24 protein-coding genes are annotated in these 25162 nt (G+C 42.6%); 16 read left to right on the top strand and 8 right to left on the bottom strand.

Annotated features, from left to right (window positions below):
- Nucleotides 1-58: 58 nt before the first annotated feature.
- From AACX68_RS05890 to AACX68_RS05870, 5 genes are all read left to right on the top strand, one after another.
- Nucleotides 59-802: a YebC/PmpR family DNA-binding transcriptional regulator gene (locus AACX68_RS05890; protein WP_099110169.1), complete on the top strand. Its 744-nt coding sequence runs from the start codon at nt 59-61 to the stop codon at nt 800-802.
- Between the two features lie 151 nt (nt 803-953).
- Nucleotides 954-1475, top strand: a complete 522-nt coding sequence (gene ruvC / locus AACX68_RS05885) for a crossover junction endodeoxyribonuclease RuvC (protein WP_228858562.1) — start codon at nt 954-956, stop codon at nt 1473-1475.
- A 91-nt stretch (nt 1476-1566) separates the two neighbouring features.
- Nucleotides 1567-2184 (top strand): Holliday junction branch migration protein RuvA, encoded by a 618-nt coding sequence (gene ruvA, locus AACX68_RS05880; protein WP_099110167.1) that lies wholly within the window; start codon nt 1567-1569, stop codon nt 2182-2184.
- A gap of 16 nt (nt 2185-2200) precedes the next feature.
- Nucleotides 2201-3208 carry a Holliday junction branch migration DNA helicase RuvB gene (gene ruvB, locus AACX68_RS05875; RefSeq protein WP_228858561.1) on the top strand — a complete coding sequence of 336 codons (1008 nt, stop codon included), beginning with the start codon at nt 2201-2203 and terminating at the stop codon, nt 3206-3208.
- 11 nt (nt 3209-3219) lie between these two features.
- Nucleotides 3220-3981 carry an aminoglycoside adenylyltransferase family protein gene (locus AACX68_RS05870; protein ID WP_228858560.1) on the top strand — a complete coding sequence of 254 codons (762 nt, stop codon included), beginning with the start codon at nt 3220-3222 and terminating at the stop codon, nt 3979-3981.
- Nucleotides 3982-4235: 254 nt separating this feature from the next.
- Here the strand turns inward: AACX68_RS05870 and znuB are convergent, their stop codons facing one another.
- Nucleotides 4236-5021: a zinc ABC transporter permease subunit ZnuB gene (gene znuB, locus AACX68_RS05865; RefSeq protein ID WP_099110164.1), complete on the bottom strand. Its 786-nt coding sequence runs from the start codon at nt 5019-5021 to the stop codon at nt 4236-4238.
- Nucleotides 5021-5776, bottom strand: coding sequence for a zinc ABC transporter ATP-binding protein ZnuC (znuC, locus tag AACX68_RS05860; protein WP_228858559.1), 756 nt, complete (start codon nt 5774-5776; stop codon nt 5021-5023). Before znuC ends, znuB begins: the two co-directional genes overlap by 1 nt.
- 92 nt (nt 5777-5868) lie before the next feature.
- Here znuC and znuA point away from each other — a divergent pair, with 92 nt between their 5' ends.
- The 3 genes from znuA to lpxM all read left to right on the top strand — a co-directional run bounded on the left by znuA (nt 5869) and on the right by lpxM (nt 9269).
- On the top strand, nt 5869-6825 hold the full coding sequence (znuA, locus tag AACX68_RS05855) for a zinc ABC transporter substrate-binding protein ZnuA (RefSeq protein ID WP_228858558.1): 957 nt from the start codon (nt 5869-5871) through the stop codon (nt 6823-6825).
- 21 nt (nt 6826-6846) lie between these two features.
- Nucleotides 6847-8169 (top strand): murein DD-endopeptidase MepM, encoded by a 1323-nt coding sequence (gene mepM / locus AACX68_RS05850; RefSeq protein WP_228858557.1) that lies wholly within the window; start codon nt 6847-6849, stop codon nt 8167-8169.
- A gap of 131 nt (nt 8170-8300) precedes the next feature.
- The gene (gene lpxM, locus AACX68_RS05845) at nt 8301-9269 is read left to right on the top strand and encodes a lauroyl-Kdo(2)-lipid IV(A) myristoyltransferase (RefSeq protein WP_228858556.1); all 969 of its coding nucleotides are present in this window, start codon (nt 8301-8303) and stop codon (nt 9267-9269) included.
- Nucleotides 9270-9344: 75 nt separating this feature from the next.
- On the opposite strand, the gene AACX68_RS05840 is transcribed toward lpxM, so the two are convergent.
- Nucleotides 9345-9668 (bottom strand): AzlD domain-containing protein, encoded by a 324-nt coding sequence (locus AACX68_RS05840; protein WP_228858555.1) that lies wholly within the window; start codon nt 9666-9668, stop codon nt 9345-9347.
- Nucleotides 9668-10330, bottom strand: a complete 663-nt coding sequence (locus tag AACX68_RS05835; protein ID WP_228858554.1) for an AzlC family ABC transporter permease — start codon at nt 10328-10330, stop codon at nt 9668-9670. The genes AACX68_RS05840 and AACX68_RS05835 overlap by 1 nt, the downstream gene beginning before the upstream one ends.
- A 104-nt stretch (nt 10331-10434) precedes the next feature.
- Here AACX68_RS05835 and AACX68_RS05830 point away from each other — a divergent pair, with 104 nt between their 5' ends.
- Nucleotides 10435-10983 (top strand): helix-turn-helix domain-containing protein, encoded by a 549-nt coding sequence (locus AACX68_RS05830; protein ID WP_099121782.1) that lies wholly within the window; start codon nt 10435-10437, stop codon nt 10981-10983.
- Between the two features lie 53 nt (nt 10984-11036).
- Here AACX68_RS05830 and pyk read toward each other — a convergent pair whose 3' ends face one another.
- Entirely contained in the window at nt 11037-12479 is a 1443-nt protein-coding gene (gene pyk, locus AACX68_RS05825; protein ID WP_099121781.1) for a pyruvate kinase, read from the bottom strand.
- 185 nt (nt 12480-12664) lie between these two features.
- The gene (locus tag AACX68_RS05820; RefSeq protein WP_228858553.1) at nt 12665-13513 is read right to left on the bottom strand and encodes a MurR/RpiR family transcriptional regulator; all 849 of its coding nucleotides are present in this window, start codon (nt 13511-13513) and stop codon (nt 12665-12667) included.
- Between the two features lie 393 nt (nt 13514-13906).
- Between AACX68_RS05820 and zwf the strand changes: the two genes are divergently transcribed.
- From zwf to mdtI, 3 genes are all read left to right on the top strand, one after another.
- Complete coding sequence (zwf, locus tag AACX68_RS05815; RefSeq protein ID WP_099110154.1) at nt 13907-15382, top strand: glucose-6-phosphate dehydrogenase; 1476 nt, start codon at nt 13907-13909, stop codon at nt 15380-15382.
- Nucleotides 15383-16019: 637 nt separating this feature from the next.
- Nucleotides 16020-16376 (top strand): multidrug/spermidine efflux SMR transporter subunit MdtJ, encoded by a 357-nt coding sequence (gene mdtJ / locus AACX68_RS05810; RefSeq protein WP_099121778.1) that lies wholly within the window; start codon nt 16020-16022, stop codon nt 16374-16376.
- A gap of 1 nt (nt 16377) precedes the next feature.
- The gene (gene mdtI / locus AACX68_RS05805) at nt 16378-16710 is read left to right on the top strand and encodes a multidrug/spermidine efflux SMR transporter subunit MdtI (protein WP_099121777.1); all 333 of its coding nucleotides are present in this window, start codon (nt 16378-16380) and stop codon (nt 16708-16710) included.
- A gap of 94 nt (nt 16711-16804) precedes the next feature.
- Here mdtI and AACX68_RS05800 read toward each other — a convergent pair whose 3' ends face one another.
- Nucleotides 16805-17149, bottom strand: coding sequence for a RidA family protein (locus tag AACX68_RS05800; protein ID WP_228858552.1), 345 nt, complete (start codon nt 17147-17149; stop codon nt 16805-16807).
- Between the two features lie 391 nt (nt 17150-17540).
- Here AACX68_RS05800 and AACX68_RS05795 point away from each other — a divergent pair, with 391 nt between their 5' ends.
- From AACX68_RS05795 to AACX68_RS05785, 3 genes are all read left to right on the top strand, one after another.
- The gene (locus AACX68_RS05795; RefSeq protein WP_228858551.1) at nt 17541-19457 is read left to right on the top strand and encodes an ATP-dependent DNA helicase; all 1917 of its coding nucleotides are present in this window, start codon (nt 17541-17543) and stop codon (nt 19455-19457) included.
- A gap of 64 nt (nt 19458-19521) precedes the next feature.
- The gene (tsaB, locus tag AACX68_RS05790) at nt 19522-20217 is read left to right on the top strand and encodes a tRNA (adenosine(37)-N6)-threonylcarbamoyltransferase complex dimerization subunit type 1 TsaB (RefSeq protein WP_228858550.1); all 696 of its coding nucleotides are present in this window, start codon (nt 19522-19524) and stop codon (nt 20215-20217) included.
- A gap of 206 nt (nt 20218-20423) precedes the next feature.
- Nucleotides 20424-21020, top strand: coding sequence for a Slp family lipoprotein (locus AACX68_RS05785; RefSeq protein ID WP_228858549.1), 597 nt, complete (start codon nt 20424-20426; stop codon nt 21018-21020).
- 50 nt (nt 21021-21070) lie between these two features.
- On the opposite strand, the gene AACX68_RS05780 is transcribed toward AACX68_RS05785, so the two are convergent.
- Entirely contained in the window at nt 21071-22237 is a 1167-nt protein-coding gene (locus AACX68_RS05780) for an MFS transporter (RefSeq protein ID WP_228858548.1), read from the bottom strand.
- Between the two features lie 624 nt (nt 22238-22861).
- On the opposite strand from AACX68_RS05780, the gene fadD reads away from it, so the two are divergent.
- On the top strand, nt 22862-24541 hold the full coding sequence (gene fadD / locus AACX68_RS05775; RefSeq protein ID WP_228858547.1) for a long-chain-fatty-acid--CoA ligase FadD: 1680 nt from the start codon (nt 22862-22864) through the stop codon (nt 24539-24541).
- The last annotated feature ends 621 nt before the right edge of the window (nt 24542-25162 follow it).

The following is a 25162-nucleotide window of genomic DNA, read 5'->3' as shown; positions in this document are numbered from 1 at the left end:
AGATAAAACAGGTAAACTGAATGATGAAGGGCACAGACGTTTTATCGGAGATATTTTCATGGCAGGTCATAGTAAGTGGGCCAATACGAAGCACCGTAAAGCGGCGCAGGATGCAAAACGCGGTAAAATTTTCACTAAAATTATCCGTGAGTTAGTCACTGCGGCACGTTTGGGTGGCGGTGATCCTGATTCTAACCCACGTCTTCGCGCGGCGATTGACAAGGCACTGTCCAATAACATGACTCGTGATACCTTAAACCGTGCTATTGCCCGTGGTGTGGGTAATGACGAGTCAGATAACATGGAAACCATCATTTATGAAGGTTATGGCCCGGGTGGTACAGCTGTAATGGTTGAGTGCCTGAGTGATAACCGTAACCGTACAGTTTCCGATGTTCGTCACGCATTCACCAAAACAGGCGGTAATTTGGGTACGGATGGTTCTGTTGCTTATCTGTTCACCAAAAAGGGTGTTATTTCCTATGCGCCGGGTCTGGATGAAGATGCTGTGATGGAAGCGGCTTTGGAAGCAGGCGCTGATGATGTTGAAACTTATGATGATGGTGCGATTGATGTCTATACTACACCAGAGAGTTTTGGTGAAGTTAAAGATGCGCTGGATGCAGCGGGTTTCAAGGCTGATTCTGCCGAAGTTTCCATGATCCCATCGACGAAAGCAGAACTGGATGCAGAAACTGCACCTAAATTACTGCGTCTGATTGATATGCTTGAAGATTCTGACGATGTTCAGGAAGTTTATCACAATGGTGAAATTTCTGATGAAGTTGCAGCCTTGCTGTAATTAACATTAGGGTTCACAGCGTAGAGAAAGTGCACCTCATGTCAGGGCACTTTCTCTAACGTTTTTATTTCATGCATTCTTATTCCGGATTTCTTTATTCCATAGTTTTTATTCCATAGTTTTTATTCCATACAACAGGTGAATAAACAGCATGGCGGTTATTCTTGGTATAGACCCTGGTTCCAGAGTGACAGGGTATGGTGTTATCCGCCAGCAGGGACGACAGCTTATTTATCTTGGCAGCGGTTGTATCCGGACAAAAGTTGATGATCTTCCCGGTCGTTTACAGCGAATATATGCAGGTGTTGCTGAAATAATCACTCAATTCCAACCTGATGCTTTCGCAATAGAGCAAGTTTTTATGGCGAAAAATGCAGATTCAGCCTTAAAACTTGGGCAGGCGCGTGGTGTCGCTATTGTTGCGGCAGTTAATGAATCCATTCCTGTATTTGAGTATGCAGCACGTCAGGTGAAACAAACGGTTGTGGGCACCGGCGCAGCAGATAAAAGTCAGGTTCAGCATATGGTTCGTTCAATGCTGAAATTATCAGCCAATCCGCAGGCCGATGCGGCAGATGCTTTAGCGATTGCGATTACCCATTGTCATATGAGCCAGAATTTACTCCGTATGGGCAATGCGAGGTTAAATTTAGCGCGAGGGCGTCTGAAATAACCTTTCAATTGTTTTGGCTGGATATGCATCCAGCTTTTTTTATGCTATAAGCTTTATCGAATCATTTATTTTTATTTTCAGGGGGTAAGTAGTGATAGGGCGTTTGAGAGGAACTGTATTGGAAAAACAGCCACCACTGGTTTTGTTAGAAACGAATGGTGTAGGTTATGAAGTTCATATGCCAATGACCTGCTTCTATGAACTACCTGAAATTGGTCAGGAAGCCATATTATTCACTCAGTTCATTGTGCGGGAAGATGCTCAACTACTATATGGGTTTAATGATAAGCAAGAGCGTGCCCTTTTCCGTGAACTGATTAAAGTTAATGGCGTCGGGCCAAAACTGGCACTGGCGATCCTTTCTGGTATGTCTGCTCAGCAATTTGTTACTGCTATTGAGCAGGAGGCTATTTCTTCTCTGGTTAAGTTACCGGGAGTTGGTAAAAAAACAGCGGAAAGATTAGTCGTAGAAATGAAAGATCGTTTTAAAGGGCTTAATGGCGATCTGTTCAATCAAAATAGCGATATTAATTTGCCAGCAGCAACACAACCGGCTAATTCCGATGCTGATATTGAAGCAGAAGCTGCGGCAGCTCTGGTTTCACTGGGATATAAACCACAAGAAGCAAGCCGGATGGTCAGCAAAGTGGCTAAACCGGGCGCAGATTGTGAAACCCTTATCCGAGAAGCGCTTCGTGCGGCTCTGTAATTGCAGGAGTTAAGTGATGATTGAAGCTGATCGTCTGGTTTCAGCAGAAGTTCTGCAAGATGATGAGGCGGTTGATCGCGCTATCAGGCCAAAATTCTTATCTGAGTATGTTGGTCAGCCCCATGTCTGTGAGCAAATGGAGATTTTTATTCAGGCTGCACGGCAGAGGGGGGATGCGTTAGATCACCTGCTGATTTTTGGCCCTCCAGGATTGGGTAAAACTACGCTGGCGAATATTGTTGCTAACGAAATGGGTGTGAATCTGCGTACAACTTCAGGGCCAGTATTGGAAAAAGCGGGTGATCTCGCTGCGATGCTGACGAATCTTGAACCCCATGACGTTCTGTTTATTGACGAAATCCATCGTTTATCTCCAGTTGTAGAAGAAATTCTTTATCCGGCGATGGAAGACTATCAGTTGGATATCATGATTGGAGAAGGGCCGGCTGCCCGTTCAATCAAGATTGATTTGCCTCCGTTTACATTAGTCGGCGCTACAACCCGCGCAGGCTCTTTAACTTCTCCTTTGCGTGATCGATTCGGTATCGTCCAGCGCCTTGAGTTTTATAACGTCGATGATCTGCAAAGTATCGTTTCCCGTAGTGCCCGTTATATGGGATTGGATATTTCAGATGATGGGGCAAGGCAAATTGCCATGCGTTCCCGTGGAACTCCGCGTATTACAAACCGTTTGTTGCGGCGGGTACGTGACTTTGCTCAGGTAAAAGGCGATGGTTCAGTTGACAATGATATCGCCGCTAAAGCCCTTGATATGCTGAATGTGGATTCAGCGGGTTTTGATTATCTTGACCGCAAATTACTGGTTGCCATTATTGATAAATTTATGGGCGGCCCGGTTGGTTTGGATAATATCGCCGCAGCTATTGGTGAAGAGCGGGAAACCATAGAAGATGTTCTGGAACCTTTTCTTATTCAGCAGGGTTTTATCCAGCGTACACCCCGGGGCCGAATAGCAACCAACCATGCTTATCGGCATTTTGGCTTGAGCAAAGAAAACGAGTAAAAATTACGTTAATGATTATTCCTCCTGAAGCAGATAATGCATTGTTAATCCTCCAGAGGAGATTAGCAGGGTCGCTGGTGGCTGTTTACCTTCATGGATCGGCTGTTGCAGGAGGTCTTCGCCCAAACAGTGACGTAGATTTACTGGTAGTCATTAATAAACCGCTGACGTCTGAAATCCGGGAATGTCTTGCTACTGATTTAATGCTGATATCGGGCCGATATCCTTCTGATCCTGATGGACGTCGTCCGGTTGAACTGATTGTTTTCCTGTGCACTGATCTGAGAGCATCGCATTATCCAGCCCGAAGTGAGTTCATGTATGGCGAATGGCTACGTCATCAATATGAAGAAGGAAAAATGCTTAAACCTGTTTGTGATCCGGAACTGACTTTAGTGTTGGCTCAGTCACGACAGGAAGCGATCCCTCTGATTGGCCCGCCTGCAAGCGATCTACTTCCAGTTATTCCAAAGTCAGAGATTCGTCGGGCTATTAAAGATGTTCTGCCGGGGTTAATTGAGACCTTAGAGGGAGACGAACGTAATGTTTTGTTAACGCTGGCGCGTATGTGGAGAACGTTAGTTACCGGAGAGTTTGTTCCTAAGGATATTGCTGCTGACTGGGCGGTGGCACGCCTTCCCGCTATTCAATCCACAGTCTTGGCTGATGCGAGGAAGGCTTATTTGAGTGGAAATGAGGAAGATTGGCAGAGTCGCCAGCAGGAACTTCATATTACGATAAGTTCGCTGCGTGACTGTGTGATGAAGAGTTAATAACATCTGATCATGCTACTAGCATCAATATTAAGACTATTTGTTAAATCTTTTATATAGCGACATTATTACTGCTTTATAATTCAATGTCGCTGTCTCTGGTTAATCAATAAATTGATATCATGAGCAATTTTGGCTTAGATAAAAAGTCCCATAATTATTAAAGCCATAATAAAAGGGCCATAATTATTAAAGCCTAATAAAAGGGCCATAATTATTAAAATTATGACCCAACTATTTATTTGATTAAAAAATTAACTTTTTGCCTTACAAGTTAAACTTAAAGCAAATAATACCGCAGCACAAAGCACAACAGAAGGCCCTGCTGGTGTGTTATAAAACGCGGATAAAGTCAATCCGCCGGTAACGGAAAACATACCTATACCAATCGCACAAATTGCCATTTGTTCAGGTGTGCGAGCAAAACGACGAGCAGTAGCTGCCGGGATAATAAGTAAAGAAGTGATTATCAGCGCTCCGACGAATTTCATTGCCAGCCCGATAGTCAGTGCAGTGACCAGCATCAACAATACACGTAACCGCTGAATATTAACTCCATCAACGAAAGCCAGATCCTGGCTGACGGTCATCGACAGTAAAGCACGCCATTGCCATGCCAGTAATCCAGCCACAATAACAACACCTGCCGTAATCAGCCATAGGTCTTCATACGTTACAGAAAGTAGGTCACCGAACAAATAAGCCATCAGATCAACTCGGATGCCGCTCATAAAGCTGACAACGACTAAACCCAGTGATAATGCGCTATGGGCCATAATACCCAGTAATGTATCAACGGCTAATTGTGGGCGTTTTTCCAGCCAGACCAGAATAACAGCCAGTATCAGTGTCACTGCAATCACCGCATAAAACGGATTCACATCTAACAGAAAGCCGAATGCCACCCCAAGCAGCGAAGCATGGGCCAGTGTATCGCCAAAATAGGACATTCTGCGCCAGACAACAAAAGAGCCAAGAGGCCCTGCGGCAATCGCCAATAAAACTCCGGCCAGCCAGCCCGGAAATAGTAGTTCGATCATTAGCGAGGCTCTCCACCCTTTTTCAAAATAATTTTCCCTCTTAAATCGTGATGATGATTATGATGATGGCGATAAACTGCCAGTTGTTCGGCACCGCGGTGACCAAACATGGCAATAAATTCCGGATGCATGGATACCACTTCTGGGGTACCTGAACAGCAAATGTGTTGATTAAGGCATAAAACCTCGTCTGTTTTCGCCATCACCAAGTGCAGGTCATGCGATACCATAAGGACAGCGCAATTTAGTTCTGTTCTGATTTGATTAATTAAATCATAAAGTGCTAATTGACCATTCACATCCACACCTTGTGTCGGTTCATCGAGAACCAGCAGTTGAGGATGATTGAGTAATGCTCTGGCGAGCAAAACTCGTTGAGTTTCTCCTCCTGATAGTTTTTGCATGGGTTGCTGCAATAAATGAGCAGCTTTGACTCGCTCTAAAACAGGGGTAATATCGGCTGATTTAACCCCTGGTTTAAGCATCATGAAACGTTTAACAGTCAAAGGAAGAGTAGGGTCAAGATTTAATTTTTGTGGAACGTATCCTATCCTTAGTGTTTGGTTGTGCTCAATGACACCGGAAGTAGGACGAATTAATCCTAGAACAATGCGTACTAACGTTGATTTACCGGCTCCATTTGGACCGATTAACGTCAGGATCTTACCTTGTGTAAGGCTGAAAGAAATATTGTTTAATACCGTGCGGCTACCAAACTTAACCGTAATGTTTTTCAGGGTGATCATAATTGGCATGTTACATAACAGGCATGTTAAAAGTGTCTTGCAGAATCATTGGAATGTTATAATATAACATTTTTCGATTCTATGCATGGGATATTCATAATATGTTACACAAACCACAAAGATACGCGCATACATTTTTTCGTCAGACAGCTCTGATTTCTGTGCTGGCAGCGGGTATTAATTATTCTGCACAGGCGGATGTTGTTACATCTATTCGTCCTCTGGGCTTTATTGCCGCAGCTATTGCTGATGGTGTAACAGAGACGCAGGTACTTTTGCCTGATGGCGCCTCTCCACATGATTACGCTTTAAGGCCTTCGGATATCCGCAAACTTGATCAGGCGGATTTGGTTGTCTGGATTGGCCCGGATATGGAAACATTTTTAGCGAAGCCAATAGAGAAAATTGCACAAAATAAACAACTGGAATTGGCTGATTTACCTACCATCAAACCTTTATTACTGAAAAATAGCGAAGATAAACATGATTCAGTTGAATCGAATCAGCATAAACATGAAACAGATCACGAACATCATCATCATGGCCAATATAATATGCATATTTGGTTATCATCAAACATTGCACAGAAGGCGGCTCAGGCGATATATACCCGTCTTGTCGAGCGATATCCTCAACATAAGCAACAATTAGAAGTAAACCTACGTAAATTCAATGGACAGCTTGTACAAACTGACAAGAATATTACAGATATGCTAAAACCCGCGTTAGGAAAGGGGTATTTCGTTTTTCATGACGCTTATGGCTACTTTGAAAAACATTATAAGTTGACACCATTGGGTGTTTTTACTGTGAACCCTGAAATACAACCCGGTGCGCAGAGATTACATAACATACGAACACAATTGGTTGAGCAAAAAGCGAAGTGTATTTTTGCTGAGCCTCAATTCAGGCCAGCCGTCATTCATGCCGTTGCAAAAGGTACTGATGTACGTATTGGAACACTTGACCCATTGGGAAGCGGCATTGTATTGAATAAAGACAGTTATATGAAATTTATAACTCAGTTGTCAGAACAATACTCGAGCTGCCTGAATTAATATAATAAGGAATTATAAATAGTGCAGCAGATGGTTAAAACTATCGTTCTGGTATATAACAACCTGCCTAGACCACACAAAATCATGCTTGGTTCTTTGACATTGGTCACTTTAGCTGTGGCTGTGTGGCGTCCGGTTGTTTATCACGAACAAGAAGAAAGAATGGAAAGATCGGGGAGTATCACCATCACAGCTCCCAGCACTATCCCTGATGCAACAGATGACACGATTGGTGATAGTAATGAGCAGTTCTCTGATGAAGGGATCAGAGATGAGGAAAATGAATCGGAAGCAGCGGTAAATGTTCCTCATAAATATGTTGTTTCCAGTGGTGATACCTTAAGTTCTATTTTAAATCAGTTTGGTATTGATTCGTCCGATATTGCTTTATTGGCGAATCAGAATAAGGCACTGCGTGGCCTGAATATTGGTCAGTCATTATCATGGACTGTCGATGAAAACGGTAGTCTGAAAACGTTAACATGGGGAATGTCGCGTCGTGAGACACGGGTTTATACTCGTGAAGGTGATATCTTCAAAGAAACAAAAGAGTTTCAGAAAGGTGAGTGGGTAAACAGTGTCATAAAAGGCTCTGTGAATGGTAACTTTACCGGAAGTGCTTTGGCCGCAGGGTTAACCAGCAGCGAAGCAAGGGATGTGACTAAAGCGCTTCAATGGCAAATTGATTTCCGCAAGCTGCGAAAAGGTGATCAGTTTTCTGTATTATTGTCCCGCGAAATGCTTGGCGGGAAAAGTGAACAGAGCCAGCTATTGGGTGTTCGCTTACGAAGTGGTGGTAACGACTATTATGCATTCCGGGCTGATGATGGTCGTTTTTACGATAGTAATGCATCTGGTTTGGAGCGTGGTTTTTTACGTTTCCCAACAACAAAACAGTTCCGGGTCTCTTCTCCTTTTAATCCGCGTCGTTTAAATCCTGTCACGGGAAGAGTGACAGCTCATAGAGGCGTTGATTTTGCCATGCCTGTAGGAACACCTGTTCTGGCTGTTGGTGATGGCGAAGTTATTGTTGCCAAATTTGATGGTGCAGCAGGTAATTTCATTGCTATCCGGCATGGTCGTCAGTACACAACCCGATATATGCACTTAAGAAAATTACTGGTAAAACCGGGCCAAAAAGTGAAACGTGGCGAACGTATTGGTTTGTCGGGTAACACCGGCCGCACAACTGGCCCTCATTTGCATTTTGAATTCTGGGATAATCAGCAGCCGGTGAATCCATTGACTGCAAAATTACCTCGTTCCGGTGGATTAAGTGGTAAAGATCGTTCGGAATATATTGCGATGGTTAAGGAGCTTAAACCGCAACTATCACTAAATTAAAAATCCAGATTGTTAACACATAAAAGCGGATGATTGGTATCATCCGCTTTTATCTTTTATGTTATGTTTGTTGACAACAGATTGAAAACAAATGATTTGGAAGTTTATGTTGGAGCCAGCAGAGTTAGCTCATGAATAAAGAAAAAGATACAGATAGCAAACTGGGTTATATCCCAACGTTTCATTTATCCTATTTGCACCCTCGTTATTGGGGAATTTGGGCTGGTGTTGGAATATTGGCAGGTTTGGCTTATATCCCCGCTAAATGGCGTGACCCTTTGCTGGCTAAAATAGGCGTTTTTGCTGGCCGGAAGGCAAAAAGTGCCCGGCGAAGAGCGAAAATTAATCTGCTGTATTGTTTTCCTGAGTTATCAGAACAACAGCACGAAATATTAATCGACAAAATGTTCGCAACAGCGCCACAATCTTTTGTTATGCTTGCCGAGCTTTGCCTGAGAGGTGTGCAGCCTACACTACAACGCACTCAGTGGCATGGAGAGGAAATCACTCAGGCTTTAAAAGAGCAGGGCAAAAATGTCATTTTTATGATCCCACATGGCTGGGCTATCGATATTCCGGCCATGTTATTGGCTGCTCGGGGTCAACCAATATCAGGCATGTTTCATCACCAGAGTAATCCGGTGGCTGATTATTTATGGAACAAGGCGCGCTGCTATTTTGGCGGACGCTTACATTCCCGTGATGCGGGGATAAAGCCCTTTATTGCATCGGTGCGTCAGGGATACTGGGGATATTATCTGCCGGATCAGGATCATGGCGAAGAACACAGTGAGTTTGTCGATTTTTTTGCAACTTATAAAGCTACGCTGCCTGCTGTCGGGCGCCTGATGAAAGTGTGTAAAGCAGCAATTGTCCCTTTGTTCCCAGTTTATAACTGCGAAACGCATCAACTGGATATTTATATTCGCCCACCGATGGACGATATAGCAGGGCAGGATGATGCTTATATCGCCCGCCGCATGAATCAGGAGTTGGAAGAATTGGTGAAGCCTAATCCTGAGCAATATACTTGGATATTGAAACTGCTTAAAACCCGTAAAGAGGGTGATATCGAGCCTTATAAAAGGAAAGATATTTGATTTAACAATAATCAGGGGCGGCTTCTGCCCCTGATTATTATAGAGTAAAGATTATTCTGTAAATTTAAGCGCTTTTTAGTTTATCCCTGCATAGCGCAGTAACGCTGTTATAAGCGCTGCCGACAGAATTACCACAATTAAAGGTACTTTTCTCCAGGCCAGAAATACCGCAAGAACAACACCCAATACACGCGCCATACCTGCAAAATGTTCACCTTCGTAGAAAGTTGCAGCCAGTGCTACAGCGAACAACAATGTAGTTGCAGCATCAGAAAGTAGTGCCTGAGAACGCTCAGATAAAGCTAACTTATTACCCAGTTTTGCTCCACCGAAACGCATTAAATAAGTGCCAAGCGATAGTATTGCAATACCAATAATAATCAGAGAGTAATCAGCCATTATTTTTTCCTCGCGAATAAGCCCAATAACGACAGCAGAACTGGTAAGCCCACGGGAACAAAAGGTACAACGGAAAGTGAAAGTACTGCTCCGCTGGAAGCACGAATAAGAGATGTTTTATTCTTGAATGCAGGGATCACCATCGCCAGTAATATGGTTGGAAAGACCGCATCTAGACCAATCGTTTCTGGTGCAGGGATAAATTTGCCAGCTGTACCGCCAATAAGAACACCTAATGGCCAGAATAGAGCGACTCCGATACCACAAAACCAGTATGCGGCCTTACGTTGTTCGGGAGTCGACTGTGACATGCCGAATACCACACTCTCATCGTTCATAATATGGCAGCCGAAAAACTTTGCTGTACCTTTTCCGACTAATTCACGCACCGCTACACCGAAAGGTAAATGACGCGCATTTACCAATAAACCCGCAGCTGCCGCAGCAAGTGGATTACCACCACTGGCAATAATGCCGATAAACATAAACTCAGATGCGCCTGCCAGCACGAATGTGGATAACACAAGAGGAAGCCATAATGGAAAGCCATAAGCAACGGCGAGCGATCCGTAAGAAACACCAACAACGCCGACAGCCAGATAAACCAGAAATATTGCTTTTTTTATCTCCCCTGACAAACAGGAAAAATGGTGTGTGAACATATACATTTACCCATATCGAACAAAATTACATTATAATGAACAGTATTAAAATGCAGGTCAAGATGAACATTTTGTTCATTAAAATGAACAATGGAGCAGCAATAATGACACAGCCAATCAGCATAATTGCGAAGAGTTTAGTTCGTGAACGTGCACGAAGCGGCCTTTCACTGACGGAAGTAGCGCGGCGCGCAGGTATTGCCAAATCTACACTTTCACAGCTGGAAGCAGGGAATGGGAATCCCAGTCTTGAAACGCTTTGGGCATTGTGTGTGGCATTAAATATTCCTTTTGCCCGTTTGCTGGAACCTCAAAGTAATAAAACGCAAGTGATCCGACGTGGTGAAGGAACTAAAGTCACGGCTGAACAGGCAAACTATCAGGCAACTTTATTGGCAACCTGTCCACCGGGCGCTCGCCGCGATATCTATTTACTGATGACTCAGCCGGGAGCCGATCGCCTTTCAGATCCGCATCCAGCCGGTTCGGTAGAGCATATTATTGTCACGAAAGGGCGGGCTTTGGTGGGGCTAACAGAAGCCCCGGAAGAATTAAGTGAAGGCGATTACATCTGTTATCCGGCAGATCAGGAGCATATATTTAAGGCACTGGAACCGGATACACAGGCGATATTAGTTGCTGAACAGAATTAATATTATTTTGTTATTCTGCGCGTTTTTGAGATCGCGCAGAATAAGTATTTGCGTTATTCGACTTCAAGCACTCGGCAAGTATTGGTACTGCCGATAGTTCCCATCTGATCCCCCTGAGTGACCAGCACCAAATCGCCAGAGGCTAAGTAACCTCTGTCACGCAGACGGCTGACTGCTTCACTCGCCGCGGCAATACCATCAATATGGCTGCTACAATAAACCGGTGTGACACCACGGTATAATGCGGTACGGTTCAGCGTTGATTCATGGCGTGACATAGAGAAAATAGGCAGACCGGAGCTGATACGTGACATCATACGTGCTGTACGACCTGATTCGGTCATGGCGATAATGGCCTTGACCCCTTTCAGATGATTGGCTGCATACATGGCAGACATTGAGATAGCTTCTTCAATACTGTCAAATGTGATATCCATCCGATGCTTGGATGCATTGATCCCCGGCATTTTTTCAGCACCCAGGCAGACTTGAGCCATTGCCGCAACAGTTTCCGCTGGATATTGACCCGCTGCTGTTTCCGCTGATAGCATAACCGCATCAGTACCATCAAGGACAGCATTGGCAACATCCATCACTTCAGCTCGTGTTGGCATTGGGTTGGTAATCATCGATTCCATCATCTGAGTTGCTGTGATTACGACACGATTCAGTTGACGGGCACGACGAATGAGCTTTTTCTGGACTCCAACTAATTCAGGATCGCCGATTTCAACACCCAAATCGCCACGGGCTACCATGACTACATCAGATGCCAGAATAATTTCATCGATAATCTCATCACTGCTGACCGCTTCTGCACGTTCTACTTTGGCTACAATTTGCGTTTCGCAGCCAGCGTCCCGTGCCAACCGGCGGGCATAATTCAGATCTTCACCAGAGCGGGGGAAAGAGACCGCGAGATAATCAACGCCGATTTTTGCGGCAGTGATGATATCTTCTTTGTCTTTCTCTGTCAGTGCTTCGGCAGATAAGCCGCCACCCTGTTTATTAATACCTTTGTTATTGGAAAGCGGGCCGCCTACAGTCACTTCTGTAAATACTTTCATGCCCTGCACATCAAGTACTTTTAATTGAACTCGTCCATCATCCAGCAACAGAATATTGCCGGTTGTAACATCTGATGGCAGTCCTTTGTAATCAATCCCGACTTTTTCTTTATCGCCTTCTCCTTTGCCTAAATTGGCATCAAGCAGGAATTTATCCCCGATATTGAGGAATATTTTCCCTTCTTTAAACGTCGATATACGTATTTTAGGGCCTTGTAGATCACCAAGGATAGCGACATGGCAACCCAGCCGAGCTGCGATTTCCCGTACTTTGTTTGCGCGCAGGATATGATCTTCTGCGGTACCATGAGAAAAATTAAGGCGGACAACATTGGCTCCCGCATTGATCACTTTCTCTAAATTGTTGTCACGATCTGTAGCAGGACCAAGTGTAGTGACGATTTTAGTTCTTCTGAGCCGTCTGGACATGTATTACTCCGTTGACCTGTAAAGTATGGATGCTTGGTTACCGTGAGATAACCATACAACTTTTTTGATTATCAACCCCGAAATATGTGTAGTATGCATGATATTGACGGGGATAAACTTTCCATTATGCTATCAGGCTGGAGAGTTGATAAATAGTGAACAAAAACACAGTCTATTTTTATGCTTTAGTCGTGCTTATCAAACCGCGAATTGCGTAATGCTTCCTTGACTTTCTTCAAGTTATCTCTGAATTTTGAACCCCTGCGCAATGTAAAACCCGTTGCCAGCACGTCAATGATGGTAAGCTGAGCGATCCGGGAAACCATTGGCATATAAATATCGGTATCTTCGGGAACATCCAGCAGAATAGAGAGAGTGGCTTCCTGTGCCAGCAGTGAATCTGTTGAAGTGATGGCAATTACTGTTGCGTCATTTTCACGGGCAAGTCTGGCCAGTTCTACCAGATTTTTAGTCCTTCCTGTATGAGAAATCAGCACGACAACATCACCTTCAGTACTGTTAATGCAGCTCATTCGCTGCATAACGACATCATCAAAATAGCTGACGGGAATGTTAAAGCGGAAAAATTTGTTCATGGCATCGTGTGCGACAGCAGCAGAAGCGCCCAGACCAAAAAAAGAGAGTTTCCTTGCCTGTGTCAGAAGGTCAACAGCACGGTTAATGGTTGTGATATCCAGATTACTCTTGACTGTTTCCAGATTAGCCATCACCGATTCAAAAATTTTATTGGTATAAGAGGTGACGCTGTCACTTTCTTCCACATTGCGATTTACATAAGGAGTGCCATTCGCCAGACTTTGTGCCAAATGCAGTTTAAAATCAGGAAAGCCTTTGGTATTCAGGCGACGGCAAAAACGATTAACCGTAGGTTCACTGACATTCGCCATTTTTGCCAGAGTAGCGATACTTGAATGAATGGCAGTATTGGGTGAATCGAGAATGACCTGCGCAACCTTTTTCTCAGACTTACTCAAAACATCAAGGCTATTTTGGAGCCGTTCCAGTGTGTTCATAAGACGCAGTTAAACCTCGGTTTTAACGATTTCATTAACAGGGGAAATCTATGTAATTTTCATGAAAATATACTACTTGTTATTGAAAGCTGGCAGAGGTAAAAGTCAATAACTTGATATTTTTCATGAAAATATGACAAACATCTAACTTTCAACTTGGTAAGATTACTTCTTACTCGTAGTAAATTTTCACCTGATTACCACTTTTCGCTGCAAATATCATTCATAATACAAGATGAAATGTAAAAATTTATGCACAGTGAGTCAGGTAGTAAGATTCATGCAGGCCATCATGATCGAGGAATGAAGTATTTACTGCATATAACCAAAAGAGTACATTACCTGCAATTTCTGTAAAAAAATTACAATATCCCGTAATTGAGGAGATGCAACATGGCGGTGACGTCTACAGCTCAGGCTTGTGATTTGGTGATTTTTGGGGCAAAAGGAGACTTAGCACGCCGGAAATTAATGCCTTCCCTTTATCAGTTGGAGAAAGCGGGGTATATCCATCCGGATACCCGTATTATCGGGGTTGGTCGCGCTGACTGGGATAAAAAAGCCTATACAAAGTTGGTTGAAGAAGCATTAACGACATTTATGTCTGAAAAATTGGACCCGGAATTATGGAAGAAACTCAGTTCGCGTCTGGAATTCTGTAATCTGGATGTCAACGAGACGGAACATTTCTCCCGACTGGCTAAAATTCTCAATCAGGATAAATTACCTGCCATTCATTACTTTGCTATGCCTCCAAGCACCTTTGGCTCTGTCTGCCATGGGTTGGGTGTTGCGGGATTGAATAAAGAACCCAATCGTGTCGTGATGGAAAAACCATTGGGTACAGATCTTGCCTCTTCTCGTGCTATCAATGATGAAGTAGCAAAATATTTCAGTGAAAACCAGATTTATCGTATCGACCATTATCTGGGTAAAGAAACCGTACTGAATCTGCTGGCGTTGCGATTTGCTAACTCTTTGTTTGTTAATAACTGGGATCATCGCACGATAGACCATGTGCAAATTACAGTGGCTGAAGAGGTTGGTATCGAAGGGCGCTGGGGGTATTTCGATCAGGCCGGTCAGATGCGGGATATGATCCAGAATCATTTGCTGCAAATCCTGACCATGATTGCTATGTCACCTCCGTCTGATTTGTCCGCAGATCGTATTCGTGATGAAAAAGTTAAAGTGCTTCGTTCATTGCGCCGCATTGACCATACTAATGTACGGGAAAAAACAGTTCGCGGGCAATATACTGCCGGGTTTGTACATGGTAAAAAGGTTCCGGGGTATCTGGAAGAAGAAGGGGCAAACAAGGCCAGCAAAACGGAATCTTTTGTTTCGGTTCGTGTCGATATTGATGACTGGCGTTGGTCGGGTGTGCCTTTCTATCTGAGAACGGGTAAACGTTTGCCGGCGAAATGCTCTGAGGTTGTGGTTTATTTTAAAGAGCCTGCATTAAATCTGTTTGCTGGCTCTTATCAGCAGTTACCTCAGAATAAGCTGACTATCCGTTTACAGCCAGATGAAGGTATTGATATTGAAGTGCTGAATAAAGCACCGGGGCTGGAGCATAAGCACCGTTTACAGACAACAAAACTTGATTTGAGTTTCTCTGAAACATTCAATCAAACCCACCTTGCTGATGCTTATGAACGCCTGCTGCTGGAAGCTATGCGCGGTATTCAGGCACTGTTCGTTCGTCGGGATGAAGTGGAAGAAGCCTGGAAATGGGTTGATTCCATTATGGAAGCATGGGCGGCGGATAACGAGCCACCAAAACCTTATCAGGCAGGAACTTGGGGGCCAGTTGCCTCTATCGCGATGATCACCCGTGATGGGCGCTCATGGAATGAGTTTGAATAACTATACACTTCGTCTTTCAAGTTGCCTCTTTGTTGGCTTTGCTCGTTCACCCCAGTCACATAGTTATCTATGCCCCTGGGGGTTCTCTCCCTAGCCGCCGCGACGCACCTTGAAATTCATTGTGTATAAATGTCATTAAATCTGGCCGCGTTAGCGGTCAGATCCTGCCCGCACTATCCATATATTGTTTAAGCTAACTCAAATGAGTTAGCTGATTTCATTGATTGTGTTTATTGTTTGAATATGCTAAAAATATAGCGCAATCAGTTACACCACTAATATGAGGGTTCGTAGTATATTACACAGTGATTACCGTGTGATGAAAGAATAAAACATCATGAATAGCGCCAAAAGCGTAAAAATCCAACGTAGTACCAAAATTCAAAGCAATACCCACGTCTTATTCCTCTCAGCTATTTTATCCAGTGAACATTACTGGTGCGGCGCACTTTAGCCTCTTTTTCTCCTATTAACCGGCTTGTTCCGGAAAATTCTAGCGATTTTTCAGTCAATTATTAGTCATCTAATTATTTGCCAAAATATCAGGCTTCTTTTGATATCGCATTTTTAGGTGATGTTATTGGCATGGATAGTTTGATGTTTTGGCATGCCTATTCGGTATGTTTGGGAGAGAAAAATGATTTATTGGATATTTCTTGCACTGGCGATTGTGACAGAGGTTATTGGTACGCTGTCCATGAAGCAAGCCAGTATTTCAGGTGATTTCACCGGTATGTTTGTGATGTATTTCATGATCACCACGTCTTATATTTTATTAGCAATAGCGGTTAAAAAAGTTGCTTTGGGTGTTGCTTATGCTTTGTGGGAAGGGATCGGCATCCTGTTTATTACAGCGTTTAGTGTGTTGTGGTTTGATGAATCATTGTCACCCATGAAAGTAGGTGGGTTGTCACTGCTAATAATGGGTATTGCACTTATTAAAGCAGGTGCAAAAAAAGCACCAAAACTCCAGATGAAAGAGAAGGAGGCATAATATGCTGGCGCATTTTGAATGGTGGCATATCGCTTTTCTGATTCTGGCTGTTTGTTTAGAAATTGTGGCAAATATTTTGTTGAAACTTTCCAATGGATTCGAGCGCTTCTGGATTGGTATTTTATCGCTGGTGGCTGTTTTAGGTGCGTTCAGCGCACTGGCACAAGCGGTAAAAGGTATTGAACTTTCCATTGCATATGCGCTTTGGGGAGCATTCGGAATTATTGCTACAGTTGCGGCGGGTTGGATTATGTTTAATCAGCGTCTGAATTTTAAGGGATGGGGAGGAATTGTGTTATTGTTGATCGGTATGGTTATGATCAAAATGGCATAAATTCAGCTTAAACCTGACTGCTAAAATGGCATTGAATAAGTTAACAATTTTCAATGCCATAAATTTTATTTCAGTATTAGAACAATACTAGAGCTTAACCAGCTGCAATAATTTTGATTTCCACTTTGTATTTTGGATGCATCAGCTCAGCCTGAACTGTACAACGTACAGGAGCATTGCCTGCAACAACCCAGTCATCCCAAGCGGCATTCATGCCTGCAAAATCGGCCTTATCAGCCAGAAAAATTGTTGCATCAATGATTTTACTTTTGTGTGAACCCAGACGTCGCAACATAGCATCAATATCAGACAGTGTACTGGTGGTCTGCGCTGTGATATCACCATCCAGATTTTCTGGCACACTGGTATAATAAATGGTGTTGTTGTGGATAACAGCTTCTGACCAACGGGTATCTGGGTCAATGCGTTTAATAGTCATTTAATTTCCTGTCGATTGGTACAATTTTGATCCTGAATTGGCGGGTTATTGCCCCCTGTAAAAGGTCTATGGAAATAAACCCGTAGCACATTTTATCCTGATAAGGGGTGTTCATTATTGTGATGTCATAACCTGTTGTCCAGTTCCGTCTGCAAGCTCTTTATTATTGGGATATATCAGGACGTAATGTTTGCAAGAAATGTCTGGGATTAAAGTTAATATTTATCCATTCCCTGAGTGATAAAAGAGAGCTGCTAATACATACTGTCATTTTGCGCTGTGCATCTGCAGACTAGCGGCATTTTTAGGTGAAATGAATTATCCTGATCTTAATTTCTATGTTTATATTGTGATTTTTAAATCAATCTTATTCTATTAAAAGAGACGATCTGTGTCAGACGATTTTGCAGAAAATGGCATACTTGCCAAAACCATACAGGGCTTTAAACCCCGCGATGCGCAACGGGAAATGTCTTCTGCGATTACTGCGGCAATTCAAAATAAGCAACAGTTAGTGGTAGAAGCAGGGACAGGAACGGGGAAAACTTTTGCCTATCTGGTACCTGCATTGCGCTCGGGCAAGAAAGTGATTATTTCCACGGGTTCAAAGGCGTTACAGGATCAACTTTATAGCCGGGATTTGCCTGCTATTACTGATTCGTTGGCATTTTCCGGTCGTCTGGCACTGCTAAAAGGCCGTTCAAATTATTTATGCCTTGAGCGCCTTGAGCAGCAATCAATCGGTGGCTCTCAACTTGAGCCAGAAACACTTTCAGAAATAATTACGCTGAAAAATTGGTCGTTACAAACCGAAGATGGTGATATCAGTACCTGCCATAAAATTGCGGAAGACAGCACTGTCTGGCCGCTGGTAACAAGCACTAATGATAACTGCCTTGGTCGCGACTGTCCGAATTATCAGGAGTGTTTTGTACTGAAAGCCCGCCGTAGGGCGATAGAAGCAGATATTGTCATCGTCAATCATCATCTGTTTATGGCGGATGCGGTTGTCAAAGATACCGGATTTGGCGAATTAATTCCGCAGGCGGAAGTGATGATTTTTGATGAGGCGCACCAAATCCCTGATATCGCCAGCCAGTATTTTGGGCAGCAGTTAAGCAGCCGACAATTACTGGATTTATCCCGGGATATCATCATGGCTTACCGCACGGAAGTCAGGGATCAGGCTCAGTTACAGAAAAGTGCGGATCGTCTGAGCCAGAGTACGCAAGATTTTCGTTTATCACTAGGTGAAAACAGTTATCGTGGTAATCTCCGTGAAGTTTTGCAGCAGCAACATATTAAGCGGGCATTGGTGCGGCTGGATGATGCACTGGAACTTTGTTATGACGTTATGAAACTGTCACTGGGGCGTTCAGCAATGCTGGATGCGGCTTTTGAACGGGCTACAATCTATCGTAACCGTCTTAAAAGACTGATTGATGTGACTGTGCCTGATTATAGTTACTGGTTTGAAAGTTATGGGCGGCACTTTTTGTTGGCATTAACGCCTCTGTCAGTCTCTGATAAATTCAGTGAAATGATCCGTGAACAACCCGGTTGTTGGGTTTTCACATCAGCAACGTTGTCAGTTAACGAACAACTTGAACATTTCACCGCGCGTTTGGGGCTAAAACAAGCTCAAACTTTGCTCCTTCCTAGCCCGTTTGATTATCAGCGGCAAATGTTGTTGTGTGTTCCGCGTCATTTACCATTACCTAATCAGAATGGTGGGGCGAAATGGTTAGCGGGTATGTTAAAACCACTGATCGAAAGTAATAAAGGGCGCTGTTTTTTCCTGTGTACTTCCCATCAAATGATGCGCAGTTTGGCTGAAGAATTCCGTGCAAGTATGACATTACCTGTATTGGTACAGGGCGAAACCAGTAAGGGAAAATTATTGTCACAATTTCTCGCAGCGGGTAATGCTTTGCTGGTGGCTACCGGAAGTTTTTGGGAAGGCGTGGATGTGCGAGGTGATGCACTATCCTGTGTCATTATTGATAAGTTACCCTTTACGGCGCCGGATGATCCGCTACTTAAAGCGAGAATCGAAGACTGTCAGCATAAAGGGGGAGATGCTTTCAGTGAAGTTCAGCTTCCTGATGCCGTACTTAGCCTGAAACAGGGAGTCGGGCGTTTGATTCGTGATGTTGATGATTATGGCGTGGTAGTCATTTGTGATAATCGACTAGTCATGCGCCCTTATGGTGAAGTCTTTCTCAACAGTCTGCCCCCGTCTCCCCGTACCCGGGATCTGTCGAAAGCGGTGGAATTTCTTAAATCCCGTCAATCACAGTCGCAGTAAAATCTGTGGGGGTATGATAGCATAGCCCCCTTATTTCGAATTCTATTCTTGCCGGAGTTAAGGCATGTCCACACGGATTTTAGCTATTGATACTGCAACTGAAGCATGTTCTGTTGCACTTTGGAATGATGGTCTCATCGAGGCGCAGTTTGAAATTTCCCCACGGGAACATACTCAACGCATTCTACCTATGGTGGAGGCGGTATTGTCCAAAGGTGGTATAAAGTTACAACAATTGGATGCACTGGCGTTTGGCAGAGGTCCGGGTAGTTTTACTGGTGTGCGTATTGGAGTGGGGATTGCTCAGGGGCTGGCCTTAGGAGCTGAACTGCCAATGATAGGTGTTTCTTCTCTGAAGACAATGGCTCAGGGGGTATTCCGTCTTAAAAATATATCGAATGTCTTGGTTGCCATTGATGCCCGTATGGGAGAGGTTTATTGGGCACAGTATACCCGTGATGAGCAGGGTAAATGGTCGGGGGATGAAACCGAATCTGTGTTAAAACCTGAGCAGGCACAGGCCATCATGTCTAATTTGACGGGGGAATGGGCAATAGCTGGAACGGGATGGGAAGCTTATCCTCAATTACTGGAAAGCCACTTAAATTTAATTCCGGGAGATATGGAGTTACCTCATGCAGAAGACATGCTGCCGTTAGCCGTTCAGATGTGGAAAGAGGGGGCGGCAACCGCAGTTGAGCTGGCAGAACCTGTTTATCTACGTAATGAAGTCACATGGAAAAAATTACCGGGCCGCTAAAATTGTTCAGGTAATTTTAGGGGAGAAAGTTGCATAAATTTAATGCAACTTGTAGCGGAAACTGGTGTCCATGAAATATTGATACCCACAAAAACAGAATTGGATATATCTACTGTCTTTCAGGTTGTATCTTAGCCAAAGAAGAGGCAATCTGAAAGACGAAGAAGTCGCATTCTCTGATTTTTTCTGTATGGGAGGTATTTATTATGCTCAATGGAACATACTGTCGGGTCATATTGCAATCTATTGTATTTATGGGGGCAATGGCACTCATCGGTTGTGCATCAGTTCCGGACTCAATAAAAGGAGCGACTAAACACCCGGAGGAAAACCTGATTAGTGTCAAAAGCAAACCCGATTTATATATTGGGCATGAAGGGCGCTTTGGTGGAAAAGTCCTGAGCGTCTTAAATGAAAAAGGACGGACACGGTTAGAAATTTCAACAATGTCACTGGCAAGTAATGCTGCTCCTCTTATTGGTTCCCCTTCACTCGGTCGGCTTTATGCTTACGTGAATTCTTTTCTGGAACCCACTGATTTCAAAAACCATTATGTGACTGTTGTCGGCTTGATTACGGGAATAGAAAAAGGAAAAGTCGGGGATAGCCCATATAACTATGTTGTGATGAATGTTAATGGTTTTAAACGCTGGCATGAAATAAGACGTATTTCATTACCACCTTCAGTAGGAAATATGTGGGGTTATTATGGTGATCCCTATTTTAATGAATGGATAGAACGTCCAGAAATTCAGTCTGCGCCTGTTGAAACTATCTTGACTGAAAAACATCCAGCCGAGTGATAAAGGTGGTCTCATATTTGTAACAAATATGGGGCCATTTAAAATAAGCACTAAATTTTATTATTACAAGACTGGAGTCGTAAAGAAAAATATATTACAAATAAAAGGATAGTGAAAATCATGAAAATATTAATTAACTGATGAAACTCAGTTATATGAAATAAATCAAAGCACATCATAAATACGCCGGTGAAACTCATTTTTAATGCACCCTGTAAAGCACTGGCAGCACCTTTGTTCTTAGTTACCTTCTCCATGCACAAAATCAATGATAAAGGTGCAGAAACACCTGATACTGTAGCTAATAAAAAAGAGAACATCATAATATTAATGGGTGTTTCTAGGTTTTGTAATGAGAAAAAAATAAGGATAAAGCTATAAAATATGAGTGATAGTAAATAGAGTTTTTTAGACGTTATTCTTATAAATTGCCTTCCTAACAACCATGATCCTAAAATAATTCCAGCAGAATAAATAATGAAGAATAGGCTGTTTTCTATCGGGCTGTAACCAAGTTTATGGAAAATATAAGGAGAAGTGGAGTAATAGCCTATTGTATAAGAGAAGATGAGTGATGATGCAATGCTGAATGCAATAAATTGTATATTTTTTGCCAATTTAATATATGGTGTCAGAAACGCTGATGGTTTTGGTTCCTTTTTCCTCGTTTCATCCATTATGAGTAAGGTAATAATTAGACCAACAAAATAAATAACAGCCAGTGTAAAAAAGGATATATGCCAGTTATATTTCATTTGTAGCCAGCCTCCAAAGACAGGGGCAAGAGCCGGAGATAATTGGCTGGACATTGAAAAATAAGAAAATGCTTTTTTTAATTTTAAATTTTCCTGAAAGACATCAACGATAATAGCCCTTGAGATAACAGTAAAACTAGCTGCACCAAATGCTGTGATTATTCTGGACAAATAGAGGTAATTGATTTGTTCGCTATAGCCTGATAAAAACAGCCCAATAATAGAAATGGTAAACCCGATAACAACAGCAGGCTTTCTGCCATAGTGATCACTGATACTGCCATAAAAAAACTGAGAAATACCCAGTATTGCCATATAAACTACAATTAAATTTTTGATGCTTTCTTGTGAAGTATTGAGTTCTTTTAAAATAAAAGGTAGTGAAGGATTAAAAAAATCAACAGCCATTAAACCAACAACGAGTAAAAAGCATGAAAAAAGAATTGTTTTTTGTTCGTTCATTAAAGTACCTTCATTTCTACCGACTCGTACATGTAAGTTTTATTGCTAATGACAAAATACCCACCTGATTGCAGATGGACTATCAATGAATAAAATGACCTTGTCCTAATATAGTGACAAAATTATCAATACAAGAGAAACAATACCGAAGCGTTTATTAGGTCAAGATGTGTACACAATGGATTTCAAAATACGTGGCGGTGGCAAGGGAGTCCACCCTCGGGAGCGTAGTTAATGCATTATTTTGTTTGAATATTGACCAGGAACATGCGAATAACCCTTAATAATTATCGGGCATTGGTTTACATTGTTTATAACTATTTGGAATAATGATATGGGTTTTCGGCAAAAATAGCTAAATCAGTGTATAATTAGTGAATTATACATCTAAATACTAGTTTTGGTATTAACTATTTGATAAATAATAAAAACATACAGGCGGCATAAGCTGCCTTATTTTTTAGCAGCGATAATGAAGTATTAAATTAGTGATGTGTATCGCCAACCTGAACAATGTTCCTTTTCAAACTGGTACGCTGAGTTAATAATTTGTTAAATACACAGGTCTGGTTTTTGTTTCATGGTCAATGGTTACACAGCAATTAGATTTCAGGAGTACTCAACTTGGAAAAAGTCTGGCTAAAACATTATCCGGCGGATGTTCCGGCAGAAATCGATCCCGATCGTTATTCATCATTGATTGAAATGTTTGAAAATGCCGTGGCGAATTATGCTGATCAGGTCGCATTTATTAATATGGGTGAGGTTCTCACTTTCCGCAAACTGGAAGAGCGTAGTCGCGCTTTTGCTGCTTATTTACAAAATGGATTGGGGCTTAAAAAAGGCGATCGTGTGGCATTAATGATGCCGAATCTGCTGCAATATCCCATTGCCCTTTTTGGTATTTTGCGTGCGGGAATGATTGTCGTTAATGTAAACCCACTGTATACCCCACGAGAATTGGAGCATCAACTGACTGACAGTGGTACTTCGGCTATAGTCATTGTCTCTAATTTTGCTCATACTTTAGAAAAAATAGTTTTCAATACTCCGGTCAAACATGTCATTTTGACTCGCATGGGTGACCAGTTATCCCGTCCAAAAGGGACTCTTGTAGATTTCGTCGTAAAATATATTAAACGGCTTGTTCCGAAATATCACTTGCCGGATGCAATTTCATTTCGCAGCGTTATCCACAAGGGTTATCGCATGCAGTATGTCAAACCAGAGGTAAATAACGAAGATTTGGCATTTCTGCAATATACCGGAGGTACAACAGGTGTGGCAAAAGGCGCCGTGCTGACCCACCGGAATATGTTAGCGAACCTTGAACAGGTTAAAGCCAGTTATTCATCGTTGTTACGTCCCAAACAAGAACTGGTTGTCACGGCATTGCCGCTATACCATATTTTTGCTCTTACTATAAATTGCCTGCTGTTCACTGAATTGGGTGGCCGGAACTTATTGATTACCAATCCGCGGGATGTGAACTCAACGGTTAAAGAGCTTTCCCGTTATAAATTTACCGCACTGTCTGGTGTTAATACGTTATTTAATGCTTGGATGAACAATGCGGAATTCCAGAAACTGGATTTTTCTGCATTACGTCTGGCTGTCGGTGGTGGTATGGCAGTGCAGAGCGCGGTTGCGGATAAGTGGCAAAAACTGACAGGTTGCCATTTACTCGAAGGATATGGCCTGACTGAGTGTGCACCTTTAGTGTCTGCCAACCCACATAATCTGGATCATCATAGTGGCAGCATTGGTTTCCCGATTCCTTCAACAGATATTAAGCTGATGGATGACAGTGGGAATGAGGTTCCTATGGGAGAGGCTGGTGAAATGTGGGTTCGTGGGCCTCAGGTAATGAAAGGTTACTGGAATCGCCCTGATGCAACAGCTGAGGTATTAAAAGATGGCTGGCTGGCAACAGGGGATATTGCCAATCTGGATGAAAAAGGCTTCCTGCATATTGTTGATCGGAAAAAAGATATGATTCTGGTTTCTGGTTTCAATGTCTATCCGAATGAAGTGGAAGATGTTGTTTCATCACACCCCAAAGTGTTGGAGTCAGCGGCAATCGGTGTTCCGAACGAAAACTCAGGTGAAACAGTTAAAATCTTTGTTGTGCGTAAAGATCCTAGTTTAACTGAGGATGAACTTAAAACACATTGCCGCCGTTATTTAACTGCCTATAAAGTGCCTAAAATTATCGAATTCCGTGATGAATTACCGAAATCGAATGTAGGTAAAATTCTTCGTAAAGAACTGCGTAAAGAAGAAATAGAAAAAGCAGAAAAATAGCTTAGAGAGTGTTCAGAAAGGCAATTGACATTGCCTATTACGTCAACAACGCCGGTTTTATCGGCGTTGTTGTATCTTGCTGATCGGTGTTGGTTATCGATTCTAAAATTTCTAAATTATAGAATAAACTGCCCCGTTCTTGAGATACTTTTTTAAGCTCAGGGGTAGGACTTATAAACAGATATGGCATTAACTTTCTTGGATTGACTGAATAATTATTACTTGCCTAATCAGTAGATTACTCATGTCATGCCTGTTTCCTTTCTGCATTAGCCGGAATAGTTTCAGACCAATCATACGTAGTATTACCTCAAAATGATATTCTGAAAGTCATAGAAGAATTAAGATTGTGATCTTGCCATGTTTGGCATTTGTGCTCGGACAGAAACAAATCTATCTTTGAGTAAAACTTCGTGGTTACCCCAAATCAAGATAACCTGTTATTACACAATGGGATTTCTATTCCACTATCTATGTTGCCCCGTGTACCGTCTCTAACCCTTTATACATCATAAAGGTCATTGTGCTTGAGATAATCTTTTCAAAGTTGTGGTAAGTGGAAACTATGTCTAATACTATAGAATGCAGAAATGGCTATCTAATTAAAAGGTGTGTACTTTA

The organism is Xenorhabdus sp. PB61.4, from assembly GCF_963894935.1.
GTDB classification, from domain to species: domain Bacteria; phylum Pseudomonadota; class Gammaproteobacteria; order Enterobacterales; family Enterobacteriaceae; genus Xenorhabdus; species Xenorhabdus stockiae.
Note: the sequence above shows the minus strand (reverse complement) of the source record. Positions and strands in the feature narration are given on the sequence as shown.

Bases quoted from the DNA above. Each gene is read 5' to 3' on its own strand.
- AACX68_RS05820 (WP_228858553.1), bottom strand. From the start codon at position 13,513: ATGAACACACTGGAACGGCTCCAAAATAGCCTTGATGTTTTGAGTAAG.
- ruvB (WP_228858561.1), top strand. From the start codon at position 2,201: ATGATTGAAGCTGATCGTCTGGTTTCAGCAGAAGTTCTGCAAGATGAT.
- lpxM (WP_228858556.1), top strand. From the start codon at position 8,301: ATGAATAAAGAAAAAGATACAGATAGCAAACTGGGTTATATCCCAACG.
- AACX68_RS05800 (WP_228858552.1), bottom strand. From the start codon at position 17,149: ATGACTATTAAACGCATTGACCCAGATACCCGTTGGTCAGAAGCTGTT.
- mdtJ (WP_099121778.1), top strand. From the start codon at position 16,020: ATGATTTATTGGATATTTCTTGCACTGGCGATTGTGACAGAGGTTATT.
- pyk (WP_099121781.1), bottom strand. From the start codon at position 12,479: ATGTCCAGACGGCTCAGAAGAACTAAAATCGTCACTACACTTGGTCCT.
- znuA (WP_228858558.1), top strand. From the start codon at position 5,869: ATGTTACACAAACCACAAAGATACGCGCATACATTTTTTCGTCAGACA.
- AACX68_RS05785 (WP_228858549.1), top strand. From the start codon at position 20,424: ATGCTCAATGGAACATACTGTCGGGTCATATTGCAATCTATTGTATTT.
- AACX68_RS05870 (WP_228858560.1), top strand. From the start codon at position 3,220: ATGATTATTCCTCCTGAAGCAGATAATGCATTGTTAATCCTCCAGAGG.
- tsaB (WP_228858550.1), top strand. From the start codon at position 19,522: ATGTCCACACGGATTTTAGCTATTGATACTGCAACTGAAGCATGTTCT.
- mdtI (WP_099121777.1), top strand. From the start codon at position 16,378: ATGCTGGCGCATTTTGAATGGTGGCATATCGCTTTTCTGATTCTGGCT.
- AACX68_RS05890 (WP_099110169.1), top strand. From the start codon at position 59: ATGGCAGGTCATAGTAAGTGGGCCAATACGAAGCACCGTAAAGCGGCG.
- AACX68_RS05780 (WP_228858548.1), bottom strand. From the start codon at position 22,237: ATGAACGAACAAAAAACAATTCTTTTTTCATGCTTTTTACTCGTTGTT.
- AACX68_RS05835 (WP_228858554.1), bottom strand. From the start codon at position 10,330: ATGTTCACACACCATTTTTCCTGTTTGTCAGGGGAGATAAAAAAAGCA.
- ruvC (WP_228858562.1), top strand. From the start codon at position 954: ATGGCGGTTATTCTTGGTATAGACCCTGGTTCCAGAGTGACAGGGTAT.
- AACX68_RS05830 (WP_099121782.1), top strand. From the start codon at position 10,435: ATGACACAGCCAATCAGCATAATTGCGAAGAGTTTAGTTCGTGAACGT.
- AACX68_RS05840 (WP_228858555.1), bottom strand. From the start codon at position 9,668: ATGGCTGATTACTCTCTGATTATTATTGGTATTGCAATACTATCGCTT.
- znuC (WP_228858559.1), bottom strand. From the start codon at position 5,776: ATGCCAATTATGATCACCCTGAAAAACATTACGGTTAAGTTTGGTAGC.
- znuB (WP_099110164.1), bottom strand. From the start codon at position 5,021: ATGATCGAACTACTATTTCCGGGCTGGCTGGCCGGAGTTTTATTGGCG.
- zwf (WP_099110154.1), top strand. From the start codon at position 13,907: ATGGCGGTGACGTCTACAGCTCAGGCTTGTGATTTGGTGATTTTTGGG.